Origin of the sequence: Micromonospora sp. DT62 (assembly GCF_049847285.1) — a bacterium.
GTDB lineage: Bacteria > Actinomycetota > Actinomycetes > Mycobacteriales > Micromonosporaceae > Micromonospora > Micromonospora reichwaldensis.
The window spans coordinates 685,250-709,410 of record NZ_JBNCOB010000001.1 but is presented as its reverse complement, the minus strand read 5'-3'; the positions used below and the strand labels follow the sequence as shown (position 1 = coordinate 709,410).

Below are 24,161 nucleotides of genomic sequence, written 5' to 3'. Positions count from 1 at the left end.
CCGCGCCCCGACCGGCCCTGCCTTTGGTCCCTGGAGGTGCCCCGATGTCCACCACCCGCGCCGCCCCCACGGCGCCCCGGCCCGGCGAGGAGCCCGATGCGACGGCCGAACGCCGGGGCCGCCGACCAGAGCCGAGCGGCTGGCGTACCCGGTTGTACCGCTTCGACGTGCGCTACGTGCCGTACCTGCTGATCGCCCCGTTCTTCCTGCTCTTCGCCGTCTTCGGGCTCTTCCCGATCGTCTTCAACGGCGTCGTCGCCCTGCGCCACTGGCGGCTCGACGACCCGACGCTCACCGGCTGGGCAGGGCTGGAGAACTTCCGCCGCCTCTTCACCGACGACGACTTCTTCAACGCGCTCGCCAACACCTTCGGCATCTTCCTGCTCTCCACCGTGCCGCAGCTGCTGCTGGCGCTGATCGTCGCGTCGCTGCTGAACCGGAAGCTGCGGGCCCAGACGTGGTTCCGGGTCGGGGTGCTGCTGCCGTACATCACCCCGGTGACGGCCTCCACGCTGATCTTCTCCGTGGTCTTCGCTCGGGACACCGGCATCGCCAACTGGGCGCTGTCGCTGCTCGGCATCGGCGAGACCGAGCCGATCGACTGGCGGTCCGCGAAGTGGTCCTCGTGGGTCGCCATCGCCACCATGGTCAACTGGAAGTGGATCGGCTACAACGCGCTGCTCTACCTGGCGGCCATGCAGTCCATCCCGCGCGACGTCTACGAGGCTGCCGCCGTCGACGGCGCCGGGCCGTGGCGCCAGCTGTGGCGGATCACCGTGCCGATGATCCGGCCCGTGGTCGTCTTCACCGTCGTGCTCTCCACCATCGGCGGCCTGCAACTGTTCACCGAGCCGATGCTCTTCGACGCCAACCCGGCCCTGGGCCTCGGCGGCGACGACGGGCAGTGGCAGACCGTCGCGCAGCTCATCTACAAGGTCGGCTGGCGGGACCTCAACCTCGGCTACGCCGCCGCCATGTCCTGGGCCCTCTTCCTGGTCATCCTGCTCGTCGCGGCGATCAACGCCATCGTCACCAACCGCCTGGGAGGTGGGAAGCGGTGAGCGCGAGGAGTGAGCTTGCGAGCCCCGCAGTCGCGAACGGAAGGTGGCACAGGTGAGCGCCTCGAATCCCCGGCGGAGGGCGCTGACGGGTCGGGCGCCGCAGCACATGCCCGGCACCGTCTGGACCTACCTGTTCCTGAGCGTCGTGATCGCGTTCTCGGCGTTCCCGCTCTACTGGATGTTCGTCATCGCCACGAACACCGACGAGGCGCTGGCGCAGATCCCGCCGCAGGTGCTGCCCGGCGGTCAGCTCGTCACCAACCTGCGGGAGGTCTTCTCCATGCAGGACGTGTTCTTCCTCCAGTCGCTCGGCAACAGCGTGATCGTGTCGTCGGTGGTGACGGCGTCGGTGCTCTTCTTCTGCGCGCTGGCCGGCTTCGCCTTCGCCAAGCTGCGCTTCAAGGGGCGCAACGCGCTGATGGTCATGGTCGTCCTGACCATGACGGTGCCGAACCAGCTCGGCGTCGTCGCCCTCTACATCCTGATGGGCCGGATGCCCGGCGAGGGCGGCTGGAACGGCACCCTCCTCGCGGTGATCGTGCCCGGCCTGGTCAGCGCGTTCGGCGTCTTCTACATGCGGCAGTTCATCCTCGACGCGGTTCCCGACGAGCTGGTCGAGGCCGCGCGGATGGACGGCGCGAGCACCATGCGGATCTTCTGGAGCGTGGTGGTGCCGGCGGTCCGGCCCGCCATGGCGGTGCTCGGCCTGCTGACCTTCGTCGCCACCTGGAACGAGTTCCAGTGGCCGTTGATCACCCTCGGCGGCACCGACTACCCGACCTCGATGGTCGCCCTGTCCGACCTCGCCAGCGGCAACTACGTGCTGTACCGGCGGGTGCTCGCCGGGGCCCTGGTCGCCACCCTCCCGCTGCTGGTGATGCTCTTCATCGGCGGCCGTCAGATCGTTCGTGGAATCATGGAAGGCACGGTGAAGTCGTGACCCGGCAAGCGTTGCACGAGGGTTGGACCCTGCGGGCGGAGGAGGGGCCGCAGGTGCCGGCCGGGATCGCGGGCCGCGCCGTGCCGGCCACCGTTCCCGGCTGCGTGCACACCGACCTGCTGGCCGCCGGCCTGATCCCCGACCCGTACCTGGACGACAACGAGAAGGACCTGGCCTGGATCGGCCGTACCGACTGGGTCTACGAGACCACCTTCACCCACCGGCCGGGCGGCGACGAGCGGGTCGACCTGGTCTGCGCCGGCCTGGACACCGTGGCCACGCTCACCCTCAACGGAGCCGAGGTCGGCCGGACCGAGAACATGCACCGCGGTCACCGCTTCGACGTCCGGTCGCGGTTGGTCGCCGGGTCCAACACCCTGGTCGTACGCTTCGACTCCGCCTACCGCTACGCCGAGGCGCAGCGGGACCGACTCGGGGACCGGCCGAACGCCTATCCGGAGCCGTTCCCGTTCATCCGCAAGATGGCCTGCAACTTCGGCTGGGACTGGGGGCCGACCCTGGTCACCGCCGGCATCTGGCAGGAGATCGGGCTGCACGCCTGGTCCACCGCCCGGCTGGCTGTCGTGCGTCCCCTGGTGACCGTCGAGGGCGGGGACGGCCGGGTGGAGCTGCACGTCGAGGTCGAGCGGGCCGGCGCCGCGCCGCTCACCGTGCGGGCGACCGTCGCCGGCGCGGCGGCCGAGGCGACGATCCCGGCGGGGGAGCGCACGGCCGTGCTGGCCCTCACCGTCCGCGACCCCGCGCTCTGGTGGCCCCGGGGGTACGGCGACCAGCCGCTGCACCCGCTGGAGGTGACCCTGCACGACGCCGACGACCACCCGCTCGACACCTGGTCGCGGCGCATCGGCTTCCGCTCCGTACGCCTCGACACCACCCCCGACGCGCACGGCACCCCGTTCGCCCTGCACGTCAACGACACCCCGGTCTTCGTCCGGGGGGTCAACTGGATCCCCGACGACGTCTTCCCCACCCGGATCACCCGGGACCGGTTGGCGCACCGGTTCCGGCAGGCCGCCGACGCGAACGTCAACCTGCTGCGCGTCTGGGGCGGCGGCCGGTACGAGTCGGACGACTTCTACGACCTCGCCGACGAGCTGGGCCTGCTCGTACAGCAGGACTTCCTCTTCGCCTGCGCCGCCTACCCCGAGGAGGAGCCGCTGCGCGCCGAGGTGGCCGCCGAGGCCGCCGAGCAGGTGATCCGGCTCGCGCCGCACCCGTCGCTGGTGCTCTGGACCGGCAACAACGAGAACATCTGGGGCTGGCACGACTGGGACTGGCAGGAGCCCCTGGCGGGGCGCACCTGGGGACGCGGCTACTACCTGGAACTGCTGCCCCGGATCGTGGCCGAACTGGACCCGACGCGGCCGTACTGGCCGGGCAGCCCGTGGTCAGGCAGCGAGGAGATCCACCCCAACGACCCGGCGCACGGCACCACGCACATCTGGGACGTCTGGAACGCCGACGACTACACGAAGTACCGCGAGTACGTGCCGCGCTTCGTCGCCGAGTTCGGCTACCAGGCCCCGCCCGCGTACGCGACGCTGCGCCGGGCGCTGTCCGACGAGCCCCTCGCACCCGACTCGCCCGGCATGGCGCACCACCAGAAGGCCATCGACGGCGACGCCAAGCTCCGCCGGGGGCTCGACGCGCACCTGCCGGTGCCGGCGGACTTCGACGACTGGCACTGGCTGACCCAGCTCAACCAGGCGCGGGCGATCCAGCTCGCCGTCGAGCACTTCCGCTCGCACCGGGACGTCTGCGCCGGCACCATCGTCTGGCAGCTCAACGACTGCTGGCCGGTGACCTCCTGGTCGGCCGTCGACGGCGACGGCCGCCGCAAGCCCCTGTGGTACGCGCTGCGCCGCGCGTACGCCGACCGGCTGCTGACCGTCCAGCCCCGCGACGGTGGCCTGGCCCTGGTCGGGGTCAACGACGGGTCGACCCCGTGGCGGGCGACGGCATCGGTGACCCGGCTGACCCTGACCGGCGAGCCCCGGGCGAAGACGACGCTGGAGCTGGACGTCCCCGCGTACGCCAGGATCGAGCTGGCGCTGCCGGCGGAGCTGGCGCGGCCGGACGAGGCCCGGCGCGAGCTGCTGGTGGCCGAGGCGGGCGGGACGGCCGAGCGGGCGCTCTGGTTCTTCGCCGAGGACCGCGACGCCGACTGGCCGGCGGCCCGGTACGACGCGGCGGTCGAGCCGGTCGACGGCGGCCAGCGGGTCCGGGTCACCGCCCGCACGGTCCTGCGGGACGTGACGCTCTTCCCGGACCGCCTCGACCCGACGGCCGAGGCCGACGAGGCGCTGGTCACCCTCCTGCCGGGGGAGTCGGCCACGTTCACGGTGCGCGCGGGCGCCCCGCTGGACCCGGCGGCCCTGACCACCCGCCCCGTCCTACGTTGCGTCAACGACCTCGCCGGCTGACCCGGCCGGTGCCACGACGGAGATCTTGGCAAGATCCGGCCCCTCCAGAGGCCGTTCCTCGCCAAGGTCTCCGTCCGAGCGGGGGCGGTGGGCGGGAGTCGGCGGATGAGTTGAAGGTTTTTGCAAGTGCTAAAGTCAGCAATCGGATGTGGCGTCGCGTGACGGAGGCTGACGTGTCGGTACCGCTCTACCAGGCGAAGGCGGAGCTGTTCCGCACCCTCGGCCACCCGGTGCGGATCCGGGTGCTGGAACTGCTCCAGGAGGGGCCGAAGCCGGTCCGCGACCTGCTGGCGGCGATCGACGTGGAGGCGTCCAACCTGTCCCAGCAGCTCGCGGTGCTGCGCCGGGCCGGCATGGTCACCTCCAGCCGCGACGGCGCCCTCGTCGTCTACGCCCTCAGCACCCCGGACGTGGCGGACCTGCTGGCCGCCGGCCGCCGCATCCTCGGCGCCGTCCTCACCGACCGCGACGCGCTGTTGGACCAGCTTCGGGCCGACGGGCGGGGCCGGTGAGCACACTTTCGGTGCGTGACCGGTTCGTCGGGCTGCTGCCACCACGCGCCGACTGGCTGGCGGTGCGCCGCGCGCCCCGGCGCGACCTGCTCGCCGGGCTGACCGTGGCCGTGGTGGCGCTGCCGCTGGCCCTGGCCTTCGGCGTCACCTCCGGGCTCGGGGCCCAGGCCGGGCTGGTGACGGCGGTGGTGGCCGGCGCCGTCGCCGCCGTCTTCGGCGGCTCCCACCTCCAGGTCTCCGGACCGACCGGGGCGATGACCGTGGTGCTGGTGCCGGTGGTCCAGCAGTTCGGCCCCACCGGGGTGCTGATGGTCGGGGTACTGGCCGGGCTGGTACTGATCGCACTGGCCCTCGCCCGCCTCGGCCGGTACGTCCACTACCTGCCCGTCCCCGTGATCGAGGGGTTCACCGCCGGCATCGCGGTGGTCATCGCCCTGCAACAGGTGCCGGCCGCGCTCGGGGTCACCGATGCGCACGGCGACCGCGTCTGGGCCGTCGCCGCCGACGCGGTCGTCCGGTTCGTCGCGGATCCACGGCCGGTCCCTGTCGCGGTGGCCCTCGGTGTGGCGGCGATGATGCTGCTCGGTGCCCGATGGCGTCCCGGCTTGCCGTTCTCCCTGCTCGGGGTGGCCGCCGCGACCGTACTGGCCGAGACCGCTCCGGTCGAACTGGTCCGCATCGGCACCCTGCCCGCCGGCCTGCCCGCGCCCTCGCTGGGCTTTCTCGACCTCGACGCCGTCGGGGTCCTGCTGCCCTCCGCTCTCGCGGTCGCGGCGCTGGCCGCGTTGGAGAGCCTGCTCTCCGCCACCGTGGCCGACCAGATGACCGTGGGCCAGCGCCACGACCCCGATCGCGAACTTTTCGGCCAGGGGCTGGCCAACCTCGCCGCCCCCGTGTTCGGCGGGATCCCGGCCACCGCCGCCATCGCCCGTACGGCGGTGAACGTGCGCGCCGGCGCGAGTTCGAAGTTGGCCTCGCTCACCCACGCCGTCGCCCTCGCCGGGATCGTGCTGGCCGCCGCGCCCCTGGTGGGCCGGATCCCGCTCGCCGCGCTGGCCGGTGTCCTACTGGCCACCACGGTCCGGATGGTCGAGGCCGGGGCCCTGTGGGCGCTGGCCCGTGCCACCCGGGGCGACGCCCTCGTGCTGGTGCTCACCTTCGCGGTCACGGTGGCGCTGGACCTGGTCACCGCCGTGGCGGTCGGGGTGGGCGTGGCGATCGTGATCGCGCTGCGCGCGGTGGCCCGTACGGCCCGCGTGGAACAGGTTCCCCTCGACCCCGGCGAGCACAGCGCCGAGGAACAGGCCCTGCTCACCGACCACATAGTGGCCTACCGGCTGGACGGCCCGCTCTTCTTCGCCGCCGCGCACAGCTTCCTGCTCCAACTCTCCGACGTGGCCGACGTACGCGTGGTCATCCTGCGGATGTCCCGGGTGAGCACCCTCGACGCGACCGGCGCGCAGGTGCTCGGCGACGCCATCCTCCGGCTCCAGGAACGCGGCATCACGGTGCTGCTCTCCGGCATCGTCCCCGGCCACGACCAGGTGTTGGCCACTCTCGGCGTGGCCGACCAGCTGCGCCGCGACGGCCTGGTCTTCCCCGACACCCCGGCCGCGATCCGGTACGCCCGCACCGTCGTGCTGCCCGGCAGAGAAGGCATCGCCGGCGACGACGCTCAGGTGGCGGCCACGGCTGGGTGAGCAGCGTCGTCACGCTCCCGGCTGAGGGAGATAGTGCGGGCGGAGGCGACGAGGTCGGGGTGGTGACTGGCGGCCCGCGCCCGCCGCTACCAGACGATCACGTCGAAGGTGAGCGTCTTCCCTGGTTCGTAGCGCTTGACGGTCAACCACGCCCAACGTTTTTCTGTCGTCCGCACACAGAAGGACTGGCCTGTCCGGATTTGTTGGCTGAGGATGTCGTTCTGCCGGGTAACGGACGTCTCGCAGGCGCTTTCGGACGGCGTCTGGTCGATCACGACGACGTCACCAGGGGTCCGCACCGGTGGGGTCCCGCGGTTCAGATACACGTCCAGGCCCTGGCCGAGTGAATAACCGTACTGGACGTTCCAGTTCGTGGCCGTGGAGTCGAGGTCGAGGGAGTAGCTCATCGAGAGGGTGACCCCCTTGCCGGTGCGACTCGGAGGCTTCACGCCGTCGGAGGTCGGGCTCGCGGTGGTGCTCGGATCGGGGGCCTCGGTCGGGTCGGTGGGACGGCCGGTCGGTGTCGCCGGGGAGGTCGACGCTGAGGTGGGGGACGTCGGGACAGCGCTGGTCGACCGGTCGTCGGGGGTGGGGGTCGCCGCGACCGTCGTGGGTTTACCCGTACTCCGGCCCACGATGCGGTCGGTGGCCGCGCCGGTCACCGCCGACAGGACCACGAGGAACAGCACCACCAGGGTGGCGAGAACCGGGCGGCGCTGCATCCAGAGCCACCCCAGCGCCCAGCAGGCCGCGGCGAGGCCGGCGAGCCCGACCGCCACCACGGCCCAGGCGCCGGCGCTGGTCAGCCACTGCATGACACCCGCCACCGCGCCCACCACGCCGGCAGCCGTCGACACCAGCACGACCCGCCTGTCCGAAGGCGGTGGACTCGGCTGGTTCACTGCGCCGCTCCGGGTCGCTCACCGGTGCCGAGGCAAAGATCGGGGGACATGGCTCCATTCGACGCCGCACTCCTCTGTGGAGCCCAGGAAGTGTTGCCCATCCGACAGTCCTGCTCGGGTGCGGTCACGGGATGGACAAGCATCCTTGCTGCGCCTCATTGCATCGACAGACAACAATGACGAGGCATCGACGTCTCTCTGGAGGTATCACATGAGTCGTTTTCGTCGCATACTGCTCGCGATGGCGCTCGTCGTCACTGCGGCGCTGCTGGTACCGGCCACACCAGCCAGTGCCGCTGGTCAGCCGGTGAAGATCTGTTTCCAGGTCGGTGAGTTCGGTGGTCGGCCGATCTTCGACTGCCATGAGATCGTGCTGCCGGAGTTCAAGCCGAGACCGATCGGGCCGATCGAGTGTCTGAGTTGCCCGCCGGTCTACGAGTTGTGGGACCGGATCGACCCGGAGAAGCGATTCGAGTATCTGGACCGGCTGGGTCGGGGCATGTCGCTGCTGGGGGAGGCGGCGCAGGCCGTGGACCCGATCAAGGCGGAGCGCCTGCGGGAGTTGGCGACGGAGAGCTTCTGGTCGTCGGCGAAACTGCTGGAGGGTTCAGAGGTGAAGCTCCGCCAGGTCGGCTGGGCGGACCTGGAGAACGAGAAGTTCCACGGTGACCCGGATCCGCAGCCGTCGCTGGTGGCGAGCGGGGAGAACCTGGTTGGCGGGCTCGAACTGATGCAGAAGGCGCTCGGTGATCCGCAGCCAGAGCCCAACATCGCGGCGGCGATGGCCCGCTTCGACCAGGCGTACAAGGACCTCGGAACGCTGTTCGCCGGCTGAGCCTTCGGTTGCCACGGGTGCGACGGTCCCAGGTGCGTCGCACCCGGTGCACGACACCGTTGTCCTTCTGACGTCGTAGACGATTCACCGCCGTCTGGTGCCGCAGCGCCGCCCGGACGTCACCGCCTGATGTCACCAACGACTCAGCTCGACAGCGCCCGTACGGCCCTTCGCCCCAGGCGAAGGGTCGTACGGCGCCACCGTCTCGGGAGCACCGGCACCCGCTCACGAAGACGGCCCGCCGCGGCGGCTACTCCGGGACGCGGCGGTAGGCGCCGTCGCTGGCCGAGGTGGCCATCGAGGCGTACGCGCGCAGCGCCGCGGACACCGGCCGCTGCCGGTCGACCGGGGTGTACGGCTTGTCGCGCTTCTCCTGCGCGATGCGCCGCGCCTCCAGCACGTCGGGGGCCACGTTCAGCTCGATCGACCGGCCCGGGATGTCGATGACGATCTCGTCGCCGGACTCGACGAGGGCGATCAGCCCGCCGGAGGCCGCCTCGGGGGAGACGTGCCCGATGGAGAGCCCGGAGGTGCCGCCGGAGAAGCGGCCGTCGGTGAGCAGCGCGCAGGAGCGGCCCAGCCCCCGGCCCTTGAGGAACGAGGTGGGGTAGAGCATCTCCTGCATGCCGGGGCCACCCTTCGGGCCCTCGTAGCGGATCACCACCACGTCGCCGGCGACGATCCGCTTGTTGAGGATCGCCTCGACGGCGTCGTCCTGGGACTCGTAGACCTTGGCCGGGCCGCGGAAGGTCAGGCACTCCTCGGGCACCCCGGCGGTCTTCACCACGCAGCCGTCCGGCGCGAGGTTGCCGTGCAGGATCGCCAGCCCGCCGTCGGCGCTGTAGGCGTGCGCGAGGTCCCGCACGCAGCCCCCGGCGGCGTCGGTGTCCAGCGACGACCAGCGGTTGGTGGTGGAGAACGGCTCGACGGTGCGCACCCCGCCCGGGGCGGCGTGGAACAGCTCGACCGCCTCCGGCGTCGCCGACCCGCCCCGGACGTCCCAGTCGGCGAGCCAGCGCTCCAGGCTGGGGGAGTGCACCGCGTGCACGTCCCGGTGCAGCAGGCCGGCCCGGTCCAGTTCGCCGAGGATGGCCGGGATGCCGCCGGCCCGGTGCACGTCCTCCATGTGGTAGTTCGGGGAGTTCGGGGCGACCTTGGCCAGGCAGGGCACCCGGCGGGAGACGGCGTCGATGTCGGCGACGCCGAAGTCCAGCTCGGCCTCGCGGGCGGCGGCGAGCAGGTGCAGGATCGTGTTGGTCGAGCCGCCCATGGCCACGTCGAGGGCCACGGCGTTCTCGAACGCGGCCCGGCTCGCGAGGGCGCGGGGCAGCACGGAGGCGTCGTCGCCGTCGTACCACCGCTTGGCGATCTCCACGGCGGTGCGGCCGGCCTCGACGAAGAGCGACCGGCGCGCGGCGTGGGTCGCCAGCGTCGAGCCGTTGCCCGGCAGCGCCAGGCCGATCGCCTCGGTGAGGCAGTTCATCGAGTTGGCGGTGAACATGCCGGAGCAGGAGCCGCAGGTCGGGCAGGCCGACCGCTCGATCTCGCCGAGCTGGTCGTCGGTGACGGCCTCGTTGGAGGAGGCGATCATCGCGTCGATCAGGTCGATCTTGGAGTGCACGACGCCCTCGATCGCCACGGTCTTGCCGGCCTCCATCGGTCCGCCGGAGACGAAGACGGCCGGGATGTTCAGCCGCAGGGCGGCCAGCAGCATGCCCGGGGTGATCTTGTCGCAGTTCGAGATGCAGACCAGGGCGTCGGCGCAGTGCGCGTTGACCATGTACTCCACCGCGTCGGCGATCAGCTCCCGGCTGGGCAGGGAGTAGAGCATGCCGCCGTGGCCCATGGCGATGCCGTCGTCCACGGCGATCGTGTTGAACTCGCGGCCCACCCCGCCAGCCTCCGCCACCGCCTCGGCGACCAGACCGCCCATGTCCTTGAGGTGCACGTGACCGGGTACGAACTGGGTGAAGCTGTTGGCGATGGCGACGATCGGCTTGCCGAAGTCGTCGTCGGTCATCCCGGTGGCCCGCCAGAGGGCCCGGGCGCCGGCCATCGTCCGACCGTGCGTGGAGGTCTTCGACCGCAGCTCAGGCATGCCCACCAGTGTTACACCGCCGCCGGGACGGCCGGCCGTCGTGCGCGACGTGTCCCAAAGGTTGCACACCCGGGCCCCCACGCCGCGCGCGCATCCGGCACAGTTGGGACGTGCAGTTCCCCCCGGGCATGGTCGCGGTCGCGGTGCTGTGCGGGCTGGTCGCCGCGGCGGCCACCGCGCTGTCGGCCGTCGGCGCCCGGCGCAGCGCCGGGCCGCACCGGCAGGCGTACGCGCTGCTCGCCGCCGCATCCGGGGTGGCGCTGGTCACCCTGCTGGTCGGGGCGGCCGTGGCGCTCTCCACCGCCGGGCACGCGGGGCACGCCCCGGACGGGCACACCGGCTGGGCCGGCGTCGTGTCGATCGGCACGGCGGCCAGCGGGCTGCTCTTCTCCGCCGGGCTGCTCCGGCTGCCCGGCGTGGCCGCCCCGGCGGCGGCCACCGTCCGGCTGGCGCTCGACGGCCTGGTGATGGCGACGGCGTTCTGGTTCGTCGGCTGGGTGGTCTTCTCCGAGCCCACCCGGCTGCTCGGCGACGCCACCCCGGTGGCCTGCGTGCCGATCCTGCTCGCCACGGTCAGCGCGGCCCTGACCGCCGGGCTCGCCCTGATCGTGGCGTTCCGCGCCCCGCCGCCGCGCGGTCGCGCAACCTGGGTCGGCGCCGGGGCCACCGCCGTGACCTGCGGCGGGCTCGGCATCGCCACCGGTCTCTGCCAGGCCGGGCCGGGCATGGCGCTGGTCGGGGCGGGAGTGCTCGCCGCCGGCCTGGTCGCCGCCGCGTCGGCCGCCCGCCGCCCGGACGCGGCGGACCGGCCGCCGCCCGACCTGATCCGCCGCGACGGCGCGTACGCGTTCGTCCCGATGTTCGCCATGGCCGCCTCGGCGATGTACCACCTGCTCCAGGACGGCCGGTTCGACGCGCTCGGCATCGTCGCCGGCAGCGTGGAGGGCTTCGCCCTGGTGACCCGGCAGTACCTCACGCTGCACGACGTGCGCGGCTACGCGCGGCGGCTGGCCGAGCGGGAGGCGCACTTCCGCGAGCTGGCACACACCGACCAGCTGACCGGGCTGGCCAACCGGCGAGGGCTGCTGCAGGCGCTGCACCGGTGCGCCGAGGCCGGCGCCCCCTGCGTGCTGCTCGGGCTCGACCTCGACGGCTTCAAGCACGTCAACGACATGCGCGGCCACGACGTGGGCGACGCGGTGCTGGCCGAGGTCGGCGAGCGGCTGCGCGCCAACCTGCGCCCCGGCGACGTGGCGGCCCGGCTCGGCGGCGACGAGTTCGCGGTGCTGATGCACGGCCAGCCCGCCGACGCGGACCGGGTCGCCGAGCGCCTGCTCGGCGTGCTCGGGCGCGCCTACGACCAGCCGGAGGGGCCGGTCTTCCTGTCGGTGAGCATCGGGGTGGCCGGCTGGACGGGCGAGCCCGACGTGGAGCTGCTGCTGCGCCACGCCGACCTGGCGCTGCGCTACGCCAAGCAGCGCGGCAAGAACCGGATCGAGCGCTACGACGCCGCGTACGACCAGCTGCTGCGCCGGCGTACCACGCTGGAGCACGAGCTGCGCGGCGCGATCGAGCGCGACGAGCTGCGTCTGGTGTTCCAGCCGGTCGCCTCGCTGCCCTCGGTGCGCCCGGTCGGCGCGGAGGCGCTGCTGCGCTGGCGGCACCCGGTGCTGGGCAAGGTCGGCCCGGACGAGTTCATCCCGCTGGCCGAGGAGTGCGGGATGATCGCCAAGCTGGGCGCCTGGGTGCTGCACCAGGCGTGCCACCAGCTCTCCCGCTGGCTGGCCGACGGCCACGACGTCTGGGTCTCGGTCAACGTGTCCCCCCGCGAGCTGCACGCCCCGGAGTACGTGGTCCAGGTCGCCGAGGCGCTGCGCGCCCACCGCGTGCCGCCGCAGCGGCTGGTGCTGGAGGTCACCGAGCACGCCGTCGCGACGGACCTGGACGAGCTGATCCGACGGCTGACGGCGCTGCGGCTGACGGGTGTCCGGATCGCGCTGGACGACTTCGGCGCCGGGTACTCCTCGCTGGGCCAGCTGCGCCGCCTGCCGATCGACATCCTCAAGATCGACCACGGGCTGGTCGCGGAGCACGAGCCGGTGCGGCCGGTGGGCAGGGACGGCCCAGCGTTCGCGCCGATGGTCGACATCGTCATGCGCCTCGGCCACCAGCTCGGTCTGGAGGTCATCGCCGAGGGGGTGACCACGCCGACGGAGCTGGCCGCCGTGGTCGCCGCCGGCTGCCGGTTCGGCCAGGGAGCGCTCTTCGGCTGGGGCGTGCCGGCCGAGCACCTGGAGGCGATGCTGGAGGCGGCCACGTCCCCGGGGGCCCGCCCGGCCCCGGCCCCGGCGCCGGCCGGCCCGCCCGCCGCGCCGCCGCCCCGGCGGCTGCCGACGCTGCCCGCCCCGCGCCCCTCCGGGCCGGGGTCCGCGCAGGTGGAGCAGGGTTACTAGCGCCCCGGACGGGTGAAACCCGGTGGTCCGTGAACCAACATGTGGGATCAGTTGACTCATCGCGTGAGATGCGTCAGGCTTGCCGCATGTCGTCGTACCGGTCGCTGCGAGTACTTACCTGAGCGCACTCTCCATGTCGAGAGTGCGCTGGCCCCGTGCAACCTGCACGAGGGCTTTTTTGTTGCCGTCGGACCCATCGACGCCGGGCGTCGCCCGCGTCACCCGCTCGAACAGCCGCACCCACTCCAGCCGAAGGCCTGAACCGCCATGACGAGACCCACGCCAGAGACACTCGCCCACTCCGCCCGGCGGGCCCGCACGGTCGCCGAGCCCGCGAGCGACGCCGAGCACGCCGGCACCGCCCGCGCCGCGGCCACCCCGGCCGTCCCGGGGGTACGCACACCCGCTCCGGCCCAGGTCAGCGGCGCCGGTTCGCTCGTGCGGTCCCTCGAGGCGCTCGGCGTCGACGTCGTCTTCGGCATTCCGGGCGGCGCCATCCTGCCGGCGTACGACCCGCTCTACGACTCCACCGTCCGGCACATCCTGGTCCGCCACGAGCAGGGCGCCGGGCACGCGGCGACGGGCTACGCCCAGGCCACCGGCCGGGTGGGGGTCTGCATGGCCACCTCCGGACCCGGCGCGACGAACCTGGTCACCCCGATCGCCGACGCGTACATGGACTCGGTGCCGATCGTGGCCATCACCGGCCAGGTCGCGCGGCCCTCGATCGGCACGGACGCCTTCCAGGAGGCGGACATCCAGGGCATCACCCTGCCGATCACCAAGCACAACTTCCTGGTGCAGGAGGCCGAGGAGATCCCCCGGGTGCTGGCCGAGGCGTTCCACCTGGCCGCCACCGGTCGGCCCGGGCCGGTCCTGGTCGACATCCCCAAGGACGTCCTCCAGGCGCCCACCACCTTCACCTGGCCGCCGACGCTGGACCTGCCCGGCTACCGCCCGACCCTGCACCCGCACGGCAAGCAGATCCGCGAGGCGGCCCGACTGATGGCCACCGCCCGGCGCCCGGTGCTCTACGTCGGCGGTGGCGTGCTGAAGGCCGGCGCCACGGAGGGGCTGCGCCGGCTGGCCGAGCTGACCGGGATCCCGGTGGTCACCACGCTGATGGCCCTCGGCGCGTTCCCCGACTCGCACCCGCAGCACCTGGGCATGCCCGGCATGCACGGCACGGTCTCCGCGGTCTACGGCCTGCAGAAGGCCGACCTGATCGTGGCCCTGGGGGCCCGCTTCGACGACCGGGTCACCGGCAAGCTGGACTCGTTCGCCCCGGACGCGGCGGTGGTGCACGCCGACATCGACCCGGCCGAGATCGGCAAGAACCGGCACGCGGACGTCCCGATCGTCGGCGACGCCCGGCACGTCATCGACGAGCTGATCGCGGCGGTGACCAACGAGCAGGCGGCCGGCCGTCGTGCCGACCTCGCCGACTGGTGGACCCAGCTCGACGACCTGCGCAAGCGGTACCCGCTGGGCTACGAGGAGCCGGCCGACGGCACCCTCTCCCCGCAGTACGTGATCAAGCGGCTCGGCGAGCTCGTCGGCCCGGACGCGATCTACGTCGCGGGGGTCGGCCAGCACCAGATGTGGGCCTCGCAGTTCGTCTCCTACGAGAAGCCGTACACCTGGTTGAACTCCGGCGGCCTCGGGACGATGGGCTACGCGGTGCCGGCGGCGATGGGCGCCAAGGTCGGCAAGCCCGACACGGTGGTGTGGGCGATCGACGGCGACGGCTGCTTCCAGATGACCAACCAGGAGCTGGCCACCTGCGCGCTGGAGGGCATCCCGGTCAAGATCGCCGTGATCAACAACGGCAACCTCGGCATGGTGCGGCAGTGGCAGACCCTGTTCTACGGGGAGCGCTACTCCAACACCGACCTCGGCACCCACAAGCACCGCATCCCCGACTTCCTGAAGCTCGCGGAGGCGCTCGGCTGCGTGGGCCTGCGCTGCGAGAACGCCGAGGACGTCGACCGGACCATCGCCGCCGCGATGGCCATCGACGACGCCCCGGTGGTCATCGACTTCGTCGTCGGCAAGGACGCCATGGTGTGGCCGATGGTCGCCGCCGGCACCAGCAACGACGAGATCATGTTCGCCCGGGGCGTCCGCCCAGCCTTCGACGAGGATGACATCTGATGACCATGCACACCCTGAGCGTCCTGGTGGAGAACAAGCCGGGCGTCCTGGCCCGGGTCTCCGGGCTGTTCTCCCGGCGCGGCTTCAACATCGACAGTCTCGCCGTCGGGGAGACCGAGAACCCGGACGTCTCGCGGATCACCATCGTGGTCAACGCCGAGTCGTCCCCGCTGGAGCAGGTCACCAAGCAGCTCAACAAGCTGGTCAACGTGCTCAAGATCGTCGAGCTGGACCCGCAGGTCTCGGTCGCCCGGGAGCTGCTCCTGGTCAAGGTGCGCGCCGACCGCGCGGCCCGGGCCCAGGTGCTGGAGACGGTGGGCCTGTTCCGGGCCCGGGTGGTCGACGTGGCGCCGGACACGCTGACCATCGAGGCCACCGGCACCCCGGACAAGCTCGACGCGCTGCTGCGCGACCTCGAACCGTTCGGGATCAAGGAGATGGTCCAGTCCGGGCTGGTGGCGATCGGGCGCGGCTCGCGCTCCATCACCGCCGGACCCTCGCTCCGGGCCGCCTGACCCCGACCCGGCCGGCGCCCCGCGCCGGCCGGGACCGCCCGACCAGTGCCGGCGCCTAGCGCCGCCTGGGACCGACACCGCACAGATCCACGACGGGCCGCCCGGGCCGCCGTACGAAAGGGAAACCATGAGCGTTGAGGTGTACTACGACGACGATGCCGACCTGGGCCTGATCCAGGGCCGCAAGGTGGCGGTGATCGGGTACGGCAGCCAGGGCCACGCCCACGCGCTGTCGCTGCGCGACTCCGGGGTCGACGTGGTGATCGGTCTGCCGGAGGCCTCCAAGAGCCGGGCCAAGGCCGAGGAGCAGGGCCTGCGGGTGCTCACGCCGGCCGACGCGGCGGCCGAGGCCGACGTCATCATGATCCTCGCGCCGGACACCGCCCAGCGCAGCATCTACGCCGAGTCGATCGCGCCGAACCTGGCCCCGGGCAAGGCGCTCTTCTTCGGCCACGGCTTCAACATCCGCTACGGCCTGATCAAGCCGCCGGCCGACGTCGACGTGGCGATGGTCGCGCCGAAGGGCCCGGGCCACCTGGTCCGCCGCCAGTACGCCGACGGCAAGGGCGTGCCCTGCCTGGTCGCCGTCGAGCAGGACGCCAGCGGCAGCGCCCTCGCGCTGGCCCTGTCGTACGCCAAGGGCATCGGCGGTACCCGGGCCGGCGTCATCCGGACCACCTTCACCGAGGAGACCGAGACCGACCTCTTCGGCGAGCAGGCGGTGCTCTGCGGCGGCGCGGCGGCGCTCGTGCAGACCGGCTTCGAGGTGCTCACCGAGGCGGGCTACGCCCCCGAGGTGGCCTACTTCGAGTGCCTGCACGAGCTGAAGCTGATCGTCGACCTCATGTACGAGGGCGGCATCGCGAAGATGCGCTACAGCATCTCCGACACGGCCGAGTACGGCGACCTCTCCCGTGGCCCGCGCGTCATCGACGCCCGGGTCAAGGAGGAGATGCGCAAGATCCTCAGCGAGGTCCAGTCCGGCGAGTTCGCCCGGGAGTGGGTGGCCGAGGACGAGGCCGGCCGGCCCAACTTCAGCAAGTGGCAGGCCGAGGGCGCGGCGCACCCGATCGAGGAGACCGGCAGCAAGCTGCGCGGCATGATGAGCTGGGTCGACCGCCCGATCACCGAGACCGCCTGACGCACACCCCCGGCGGCCCGGCCCGGGCGCTCTCCCCGGCGCCCGGACCGGGCCGCTCCCTGTCCGCACCGTCACGCCGCTCGCCGTCCACCGGCGCGTCGTCACCCGTTGTGAGGGCACTCACCCCGTAGTCCGGGACATGCCGGCCGGCCGGCCCCCTACGATCGCGGGGTAGGTGCGTAGCCGGCACCTGACGGCCATGGCCCGGATCAGCGCAGGGCGCAGCGCGGCGTCCCGCAGCCCGGCCCACCTCTGACGACAACTACGAGGACCAATGACTCCTGTCGTACTGATCGCCGAAGAACTCGCCCCCGCCGCCATCGAGGTGCTCGCCCACGACTTCGACGTCCGGCACGTCGACGGCACCGACCGTCCGGCCCTGCTCTCGGCGCTCTCCGAGGCCGACGCCGTCATCGTGCGCAGCGCCACCCGGATCGACGCCGAGGCGATCGCCGCCGCGCCCCGGCTGAAGGTCGTCGCCCGGGCGGGCGTGGGTCTGGACAACGTCGAGGTGCCGGCCGCCACCGCGCGGGGCGTCATGGTCGTCAACGCCCCCACCTCGAACATCGTCTCCGCCGCCGAGCAGGCCCTCGCGCTGCTGCTCGCCGTGGCCCGCAACACCGCCAGCGCCAGCGCCGCGCTGAAGGCGGGGGAGTGGAAGCGGTCGAAGTACACCGGCGTCGAGATCCAGGGCAAGACCGTCGGCGTGGTCGGCCTCGGCCGCATCGGCGTGCTCTTCGCCCAGCGGATCGCCGCCTTCGGCACCCGGCTGATCGCGTACGACCCCTACATCCAGCCGGCCCGCGCGGCCCAGCTCGGCGTCCGCCTGGTGGGCCTGGAGGAGCTGCTGCGGGAGAGCGACTTCATCTCGATCCACCTGCCCAAGACCCCGGAGACCGTCGGCCTGATCGGCGAGAAGGAGCTGGCCGTCGTCAAGCCCGGCGTCCGGATCGTCAACGCCGCCCGGGGCGGGCTCGTCGACGAGCAGGCCCTGGCCGACGCGATCGCCGAGGGCCGGGTCGCCGGCGCGGGCGTGGACGTCTACGCCAAGGAGCCCTGCACCTCCTCGCCGCTGTTCGCCTTCGACAACGTGGTCGCCACCCCGCACCTGGGCGCCTCCACGGGCGAGGCGCAGGACAAGGCCGGCCTGGCCGTGGCCAAGAGCGTGAAGCTGGCGCTGCAGGGCGAGTTCGTGCCGGACGCCGTGAACGTGCAGGCCGGCGGCGTGGTCGCCGAGGACGTACGGCCGCTGCTGCCGCTCGCCGAGAAGCTCGGCCGGGCCTTCACCGCCGTCGCGGGCGGGGTGGCCGCCAGCGTCACCGTCGAGGTGCGCGGCGAGATCGTCAACCACGACGTGTCGGTGCTGAAGCTCGCCGCCACCAAGGGGCTGTTCAGCTCGGTGGTCGAGGAGCAGGTCACCTACGTCAACGCGCCGCACCTGGCCGCCGAGCGCGGCGTCGAGGTCACGCTGCTCGCCCAGGCCGACTCGGCCGACCACCCCAGCCTGGTCACCGTCCGTGGCGCGCTGCCCGACGGCCGTACGGTCAGCGTCTCCGGCACGGTGACCACCGCCGGCGGCCGCGACGTCATCAAGCTCACCGAGGTCGACGGCTTCGACGTGGAGATCGGCGCGGAGGGCATCCTGGTCTTCCTGCGCTACGTCGACCGCCCGGGCGTGGTCGGCACGGTCGGGACGCTGCTCGGCGAGGCCGGCGTCAACATCGCGGCGATGCAGGTGGCCCGCCGCGAGGCCGGCGGCGAGACCCTGATGACCCTCACGGTCGACCAGGCGCTCGGCGCGGACCTGCTCACCTCGGCGGCGGAGTCGATCGGCGCGGTCGCGGCCAGCGCGGCGGACCTGCGCGACGAGTGACCTGAGCGTGCGACAGCGGGGGCCCGGCGATCCGCCGGGCCCCTCGTCGTGTCCGGGGAGTGGTCAGCCGGGCAGCCGGGCCGGCGGCGGGTAGACCGAGCCGTCCTGCGCGTCGAAGAGCATCAGGTCGTACGCGCCGGCCAGCCGTTCGATGTCGAGCAGCACCTGGTCTTCGCAGGTCGGGTGCAGGTTCAGCTCGACGTGGTCGCTGGCCGCGTGCAGCGGCGCCACCGCCCACGGGGTGCCGGGGCCGGCCGGCCGGTCCGGGTAGCTACCGGTGATGGCGCGGTAGAACGCCACCACCCGTGGGTCCGGGTACCGGTCGAGGTGCTGTCCCCGCCGGCACCGCAGCACCGCCGCCCGCACGTCCTCGGGTGTCGCCCCGTCCGCCAGGGCCCACACGCTCAGATCGAAACTCACGGCGGACAGCGTGCCATCCGTGGATCACCGCGTCGAAATCGGCCCGCCGGCCCGGACCGGCACGCTCCAGTCACGACGGTCCGCTGTGGAGACCCTTGCGTTGAGTTGCGTCGATTCGCTAGCGTATCGGTGCGGTCACTGGCCGAGCTCGCGGCGTGGGCCCGTCTTCGGGTGACGAGGTCGACGTCCGGCTGACCGGCCCGCACCCCTCGATTGCGCGAGCCACGCGCACTCGTCGCTGACCGGCCCTCACGGTCGTTGCCGAGACCGTGGGGGCCGATCGCGCGCCCGGCCCACTCGCCGGGTCGACGCGGGACCGGCTCAGCGGCGGTGGGCGAAGAGCACGCGGTAGTCCGACCCGTCGCGGAACCAGTCCAGCCCGGCCGGCCCGGCGGCGAAGAGCGCGGTGGCGTAGGCGTCGGCGACGGCGAGGTCCGGCCCGACGACCGTCGCGGCGACCAACTGTTCGGCGGGCTCCCCGGTGTGCGGGTCCACCACGTGCCCCTGCCGGCCGCTCACCCCCGAGGTGCCGACTGCGCCCGCGGTCATCTCCAGCACGAGCGGCGCCCGGTGCTGGTCCGTCGGGTGGTGCACCGCCACCCGCCACGGGCCGCCGTGCGCCGCGTGCCCGCGGACGACCAGGTCGGCGCCGCTCAGCACGGCGTAGTCGTGGATGCCGGCGGCGCGCAGCCGGGCGGCGGCCCGCTCCACCGCCCACCCGCCGAGCAGGCCGCCGGGGTCGAAGCCGCCGGGCACCGCCCAAGCGTCGAACCAGCCGTCGGTGGCCGCCCGCATCGCCGCGCAGCGGTCCACCAGGTCGGCCAGCGGCGGGTACGAGTCGGGGCTGATCTCGCCCCGGCGCAGCCGGGAGACCAGGCTCTCCGGTCGGGTCGGGCCGTAGGTGAGGTCGATGGCCCGCAGTTCCGCCACCGCGTCCCGCAGCGCCTCCCCGACACCGCGACGGCCCAGCCACTCGGGGGCGTTGAGCAGCAGCGAGTATTCCGCCGTGGAGGTCCGCACGGTGTGCTGGACGGCGATGCGGTCCTCGCCGACCGTGCCGGGCCGGTCCGCGCGGTGACTGCGGGCGCCCAGCCGCAGGTCCGGCCGGCGCGGCTGGAAGGCCGACTGGTCCACCCATCGGGTCCGTGGCTGCTGGTCGATCCGCATGACGCTGCTCCCTCGCTGACGCCGGCCGCGTCCTCGCGTCCTCCGTCACGGGCCCCCGTTGACCCGCTCGTCACCACGCTAGGCAGCGGAGATGACCTCACCATGAATGCCACCTGGGAGGATCCTGTGCATCCTTCTTTCCCGCATTCTGGAAGGTCCGTACCGGGAGGCGGGACGGCGGCGTACGGTCGGACGAAACGGCGAGGCGAGGGAGCACAGGGACGTGGCACGGATCGCGGTGGTGGCCGGGGACGGGATCGGACCCGAGGTGGTCGCGCAGGCCCGCAAGGTCATCGACGCCGTGCTGCCGGGGGTGGACGCCACCGAGTACGACCTCGGCGCCGCCCGCTGGCACCGCACCGGCGAGGTGCTGCCCGACTCGGTGCTCACCGAGCTGGCCGGGCACGACGCGATCCTGCTCGGCGCCGTCGGCGACCCGACCGTGCCGCCGGGCGTGCTGGAGCGGGGCCTGCTGCTCAAGCTGCGCTTCGCCTTCGACCAGTACGTCAACCTGCGCCCGTCGCGGCTCTGGCCCGGCGTGGCCGGGCCGCTGGCGAGCGTCAAGCCCGGCGAGGTCGACCTGGTGGTCGTCCGCGAGGGCACCGAGGGCCTCTACGCCGGCGCCGGTGGCGCGCTGCACCGGGGCACCCCGGCGGAGGTCGCCACCGAGGAGAGCCTGAACACCCGGCACGGCGTGGAGCGGGTGATCCGCGACGCCTTCGCCCGCGCCGCGCGCCGGGAGCGGCGCAAGGTCACCCTCGTGCACAAGACCAACGTGCTCACCCACGCGGGCTCGTTGTGGGCGCGCGCGTTCGAGGCCGTGGCGGCCGAGCACCCCGACGTGACCACGGAGTACCAGCACGTCGACGCCGCCGCGATGTTCCTGGTCACCCAGCCGCAGCGCTACGACGTGGTGGTCACCGACAACCTGTTCGGCGACATCCTCACCGACATCGCCGCCGCCGTCACCGGCGGGATCGGGCTGGCCGCCAGCGGCAGCATCAACCCCGAGGGGGCGTACCCCTCGATGTTCGAGCCGGTACACGGCTCGGCGCCGGACATCGCCGGGCGCGGCGTGGCCGACCCGGTGGCGGCCGTACTCTCGGCGGCCCTGCTGCTCGACCAGCTCGGGCACGCCGACGCCGCCGCCCGGGTCACCGCGGCGGTGGGCGTGGAGCTGGCCGGCCGGGCCCCGGGCGCGGCACTGCGCACCGAGGAGGTCGGCGACCGGCTGGCCGGGTACGCCACCTCCTGAGGCCGCCGGCCACCCACCCCGAGGTTCCGACGACGCCGCCCGGCCGCACCCCGGTCCGGCGGCGCGCACCCGTCCCGCGCTGCCGGTACGCCGGGCGGCGCTACCCGCTGAACGACCGTTCGGGGTAAGTTTCTCGCACCAGATTTCTCGGCATGCGGACCCGTGTGCCGTAGTCCCGCAGGGAGGTCAGCGCGATGAGCGGTGGTGACAAGCTCGACTTCGAGATCCGTCCGAATCCCGCGCCGGTATCCGTCGCGGACCGGGCCGCCCTGCTGGCCAACCCGGGGTTCGGGCGGGTCTTCACCGACCACATGGTCACCATCCGCTATGCCGACGGCAAGGGCTGGTACGACGCCCGGGTCGAGGCGCGGGCGCCGATCCCGATGGACCCGGCCGCCGCGGTGCTGCACTACGCGCAGGAGATCTTCGAGGGGCTGAAGGCCTACCGGACGGCCGACGGCGGGGTCACCATGTTCCGCCCGGAGGCCAACGCCGCCCGGTTCGCCGCCTCCGCCCGGCGCATGGCGATGCCGCCGCTGCCCGAGGAGGTGTTCGTCGACTCGCTGCGTCAGCTCGTGGACGCCGACCAGGGCTGGATCCCCGAGGGCGAGGACGGCAGCCTCTACCTGCGGCCCTTCATGTTCGCCAGCGAGGTGTTCCTCGGCGTCCGGCCCGCCAACGAATACCTCTACGTGGTGATCGCCTCGCCGGTCGGCGCGTACTTCTCCGGCGGGGTGAAGCCGGTGACGGTCTGGGTCTCCCCGGACTACACCCGGGCCGCCCCGGGCGGCACCGGCGCCGCGAAGTGCGGCGGCAACTACGCCGCCTCGCTGGTGGCGCAGGCCGAGGCGATCGAGCACGGCTGCGACCAGGTGGTCTTCCTGGACGCGGTGGAGCGGCGCCACGTCGACGAGCTGGGCGGCATGAACGTGTTCTTCGTCTACGACGACGACACCGTGGTCACCCCGCCGCTGACCGGCACGATCCTGCCCGGCATCACCCGGGAGTCGGTGCTCACCCTGGCCGCCGACGCCGGGCACCGCATCGAGGAGCGGCCGGTGAGCTTCGCCGACTGGCAGGCGGACGCCGCGAGCGGCCGGCTCCGCGAGGTGTTCGCCTGCGGCACCGCCGCGGTCGTCACCCCGATCGGGCGGGTGCGCTTCCCCGACGGCGAGTTCCTGGTGGGTGGCGGCGAGCCCGGGCGGGTCACGACGGCCCTGCGCCAGCAGCTCGTCGACCTCCAGCGGGGCAGGGCCGACGACCCGCACGGCTGGGTCCGCCGCATCCTCTGATCCGCCCCTGACGGCACCGCCCCGCCCCCGCGCCGCCCGGTGCGGGGGCGGCGCCGTCACGGGAGGGTGGGGTCAGGTCAGCAGGTGCTCGCGCAGCGCGGCGAGTTGGGCGTCGGTGACGCCGGCGTGGCGCAGGTAGCCCTCCACCGAGCCGTGGGCCTCCCGCAGCTCGGCGAGGAAGAGCGTCATGGCCTCGGCGGGGCAGGTCAGCACCGGCAGGGGGTGCCCCGCCCGCTGGCCGGTGGCCTCGAACCAGGCGCGGTACCGCTCGCCGGCCTCGGCGCTCAGGGCGTAGTCGGCGGCGATGTCGTCGTCGGCGACGCCGAGCACCGCGAGGGTGAGCCCGCAGACGATGCCCGTGCGGTCCTTGCCGGCGACGCAGTGCACGACCACGGGGGCGTTGGCGTCCTCGGCGATCAGCCCGATCGCCTCGGCGAGACCGGCGGTGCCCGTCCCGGCGAGGTCGGCGTACCGGTCGGCCAGGTAGCGGGCCAGGTCGGTGCCGGGACGGTAGGGCCGCTCGCCCCACTCCGCGTGCTCCGGGTGGATGTTGCGCCAGGTCAGGCCGTCGAAGTGGGGGACGCGGCCGTCACGCTCCACCTCGTACGGGCGGCGCAGGTCGACGACCGTGCGGACGCCGAGGGCGGCGAACGCCTCCCGGTCGGAGTCGTCGATGCGGTGCAGCGAGTCGGAGCGGTAGAGCCGCCCCGGGCGCACCGTGCGACCGTCGTGGCCGACGTGGCCGCCCACGTCGCGGAAGTTGAACGTCGCGGAGAAGGGGATCCGGCGACCGACCTCAATGGAGTCCACGCTGACACGGTAACGGCCTCCCGCGATCCGCGGGAGGCCGTCGCGCGCCGTGCCGGTCAGCGGGCGGTGCCGGGCGGGATGGCCGAGTACGTCTCGCCGTAGTAGCCGCCGAGGCGGTCCCGGTAGGTGGGGTCGGTGTCGGCGGTCTCGTCGTACTCCGGGGCGGCCTTGATCTGGTCCTTGCTCCGGTCGACGTACACCTTGCGCTCGTCGTGGTCGACGTGGTTGACGGTGCCGGCCGGGACCATGACCTTCCGGCCGAAGATCCACGGCCCGGTGTCCACCACGAGGTAGCTGTCGTTCACCTCGTGGCTGGCGCTGTCGATCTTGCCGATGCCGCCGTCGCTGGCCTCGACCTTGTAGCCGACCAGGTCGGCGTCGGCGACCCTCGCGGTGTCGCGGTAGCGCCACGGGTCGAACGTGCCGGCCGGGGCGCCGCCGGCGAACTCGCCCTGGCCGCCGCCGCGCAGCGGGTCCGGGCTGCCGTGGGTGCTGTGCGGGTCGAGCCTGTCCATCTGACAACTCCTGCCCCGACTGTCGCCAGTCGTCTCGCCGGTCCGGGTGTCTCTCGTCTGCTCCCGAGGAGCTA

General features: G+C 73.0%; 19 protein-coding genes. 13 read left to right on the top strand and 6 right to left on the bottom strand.

Going from position 1 to position 24,161, the window contains the following annotated elements; translation table 11 throughout:
- The first annotated feature begins 44 nt into the window (after positions 1–44).
- From ACPXCB_RS03215 to ACPXCB_RS03195, 5 genes are all read left to right on the top strand, one after another.
- The gene (locus tag ACPXCB_RS03215; protein ID WP_425871975.1) at positions 45–1,061 is read left to right on the top strand and encodes a carbohydrate ABC transporter permease; all 1,017 of its coding nucleotides are present in this window, start codon (positions 45–47) and stop codon (positions 1,059–1,061) included.
- Between the two features lie 106 nt (positions 1,062–1,167).
- Positions 1,168–2,001, top strand: coding sequence for a carbohydrate ABC transporter permease (locus ACPXCB_RS03210; RefSeq protein WP_425872149.1), 834 nt, complete (start codon positions 1,168–1,170; stop codon positions 1,999–2,001).
- A complete protein-coding gene (locus ACPXCB_RS03205) occupies positions 1,998–4,445 on the top strand; it encodes a glycoside hydrolase family 2 protein (RefSeq protein ID WP_425871973.1) in 2,448 nt (815 codons plus the stop codon). The genes ACPXCB_RS03210 and ACPXCB_RS03205 overlap by 4 nt, the downstream gene beginning before the upstream one ends.
- 173 nt (positions 4,446–4,618) lie before the next feature.
- A complete protein-coding gene (locus ACPXCB_RS03200; protein ID WP_425871971.1) occupies positions 4,619–4,957 on the top strand; it encodes an ArsR/SmtB family transcription factor in 339 nt (112 codons plus the stop codon).
- Complete coding sequence (locus tag ACPXCB_RS03195) at positions 4,954–6,657, top strand: SulP family inorganic anion transporter (protein ID WP_425871969.1); 1,704 nt, start codon at positions 4,954–4,956, stop codon at positions 6,655–6,657. The genes ACPXCB_RS03200 and ACPXCB_RS03195 overlap by 4 nt, the downstream gene beginning before the upstream one ends.
- Positions 6,658–6,743: 86 nt before the next feature.
- Here the strand turns inward: ACPXCB_RS03195 and ACPXCB_RS03190 are convergent, their stop codons facing one another.
- Positions 6,744–7,520 carry a hypothetical protein gene (locus ACPXCB_RS03190; protein WP_425871967.1) on the bottom strand — a complete coding sequence of 259 codons (777 nt, stop codon included), beginning with the start codon at positions 7,518–7,520 and terminating at the stop codon, positions 6,744–6,746.
- 280 nt (positions 7,521–7,800) lie between these two features.
- Between ACPXCB_RS03190 and ACPXCB_RS03185 the strand changes: the two genes are divergently transcribed.
- Positions 7,801–8,394, top strand: a complete 594-nt coding sequence (locus ACPXCB_RS03185; RefSeq protein ID WP_425871965.1) for a hypothetical protein — start codon at positions 7,801–7,803, stop codon at positions 8,392–8,394.
- Between the two features lie 250 nt (positions 8,395–8,644).
- Here the strand turns inward: ACPXCB_RS03185 and ilvD are convergent, their stop codons facing one another.
- The gene (gene ilvD / locus ACPXCB_RS03180; RefSeq protein WP_425871964.1) at positions 8,645–10,492 is read right to left on the bottom strand and encodes a dihydroxy-acid dehydratase; all 1,848 of its coding nucleotides are present in this window, start codon (positions 10,490–10,492) and stop codon (positions 8,645–8,647) included.
- A gap of 128 nt (positions 10,493–10,620) precedes the next feature.
- On the opposite strand from ilvD, the gene ACPXCB_RS03175 reads away from it, so the two are divergent.
- From ACPXCB_RS03175 to serA, 5 genes are all read left to right on the top strand, one after another.
- Positions 10,621–12,945 (top strand): putative bifunctional diguanylate cyclase/phosphodiesterase, encoded by a 2,325-nt coding sequence (locus tag ACPXCB_RS03175; protein ID WP_425872147.1) that lies wholly within the window; start codon positions 10,621–10,623, stop codon positions 12,943–12,945.
- Between the two features lie 267 nt (positions 12,946–13,212).
- Positions 13,213–15,099 (top strand): acetolactate synthase large subunit, encoded by a 1,887-nt coding sequence (locus tag ACPXCB_RS03170; protein WP_425871962.1) that lies wholly within the window; start codon positions 13,213–13,215, stop codon positions 15,097–15,099.
- Entirely contained in the window at positions 15,099–15,614 is a 516-nt protein-coding gene (ilvN, locus tag ACPXCB_RS03165) for an acetolactate synthase small subunit (RefSeq protein WP_089001623.1), read from the top strand. The genes ACPXCB_RS03170 and ilvN overlap by 1 nt, the downstream gene beginning before the upstream one ends.
- Before the next feature lie 127 nt (positions 15,615–15,741).
- On the top strand, positions 15,742–16,755 hold the full coding sequence (ilvC, locus tag ACPXCB_RS03160) for a ketol-acid reductoisomerase (protein ID WP_151455720.1): 1,014 nt from the start codon (positions 15,742–15,744) through the stop codon (positions 16,753–16,755).
- Positions 16,756–17,029: 274 nt separating this feature from the next.
- Positions 17,030–18,628: a phosphoglycerate dehydrogenase gene (serA, locus tag ACPXCB_RS03155; protein ID WP_311411001.1), complete on the top strand. Its 1,599-nt coding sequence runs from the start codon at positions 17,030–17,032 to the stop codon at positions 18,626–18,628.
- 63 nt (positions 18,629–18,691) lie between these two features.
- Here the strand turns inward: serA and ACPXCB_RS03150 are convergent, their stop codons facing one another.
- The gene (locus tag ACPXCB_RS03150; protein ID WP_425871960.1) at positions 18,692–19,048 is read right to left on the bottom strand and encodes a hypothetical protein; all 357 of its coding nucleotides are present in this window, start codon (positions 19,046–19,048) and stop codon (positions 18,692–18,694) included.
- Positions 19,049–19,369: 321 nt separating this feature from the next.
- Positions 19,370–20,215, bottom strand: a complete 846-nt coding sequence (locus tag ACPXCB_RS03145) for an FAD:protein FMN transferase (RefSeq protein WP_425871958.1) — start codon at positions 20,213–20,215, stop codon at positions 19,370–19,372.
- A gap of 223 nt (positions 20,216–20,438) precedes the next feature.
- On the opposite strand from ACPXCB_RS03145, the gene ACPXCB_RS03140 reads away from it, so the two are divergent.
- Both ACPXCB_RS03140 and ACPXCB_RS03135 read left to right on the top strand, forming a co-directional pair.
- Positions 20,439–21,470: a 3-isopropylmalate dehydrogenase gene (locus tag ACPXCB_RS03140; protein ID WP_425871957.1), complete on the top strand. Its 1,032-nt coding sequence runs from the start codon at positions 20,439–20,441 to the stop codon at positions 21,468–21,470.
- A gap of 194 nt (positions 21,471–21,664) precedes the next feature.
- Positions 21,665–22,762 (top strand): branched-chain amino acid aminotransferase, encoded by a 1,098-nt coding sequence (locus ACPXCB_RS03135; RefSeq protein WP_425871955.1) that lies wholly within the window; start codon positions 21,665–21,667, stop codon positions 22,760–22,762.
- 72 nt (positions 22,763–22,834) lie between these two features.
- Here the strand turns inward: ACPXCB_RS03135 and ACPXCB_RS03130 are convergent, their stop codons facing one another.
- The gene (locus ACPXCB_RS03130; RefSeq protein WP_425872145.1) at positions 22,835–23,599 is read right to left on the bottom strand and encodes a tyrosine-protein phosphatase; all 765 of its coding nucleotides are present in this window, start codon (positions 23,597–23,599) and stop codon (positions 22,835–22,837) included.
- 29 nt (positions 23,600–23,628) lie between these two features.
- Positions 23,629–24,087, bottom strand: coding sequence for a PRC-barrel domain containing protein (locus ACPXCB_RS03125; RefSeq protein WP_425871953.1), 459 nt, complete (start codon positions 24,085–24,087; stop codon positions 23,629–23,631).
- Positions 24,088–24,161: the final 74 nt, after the last annotated feature.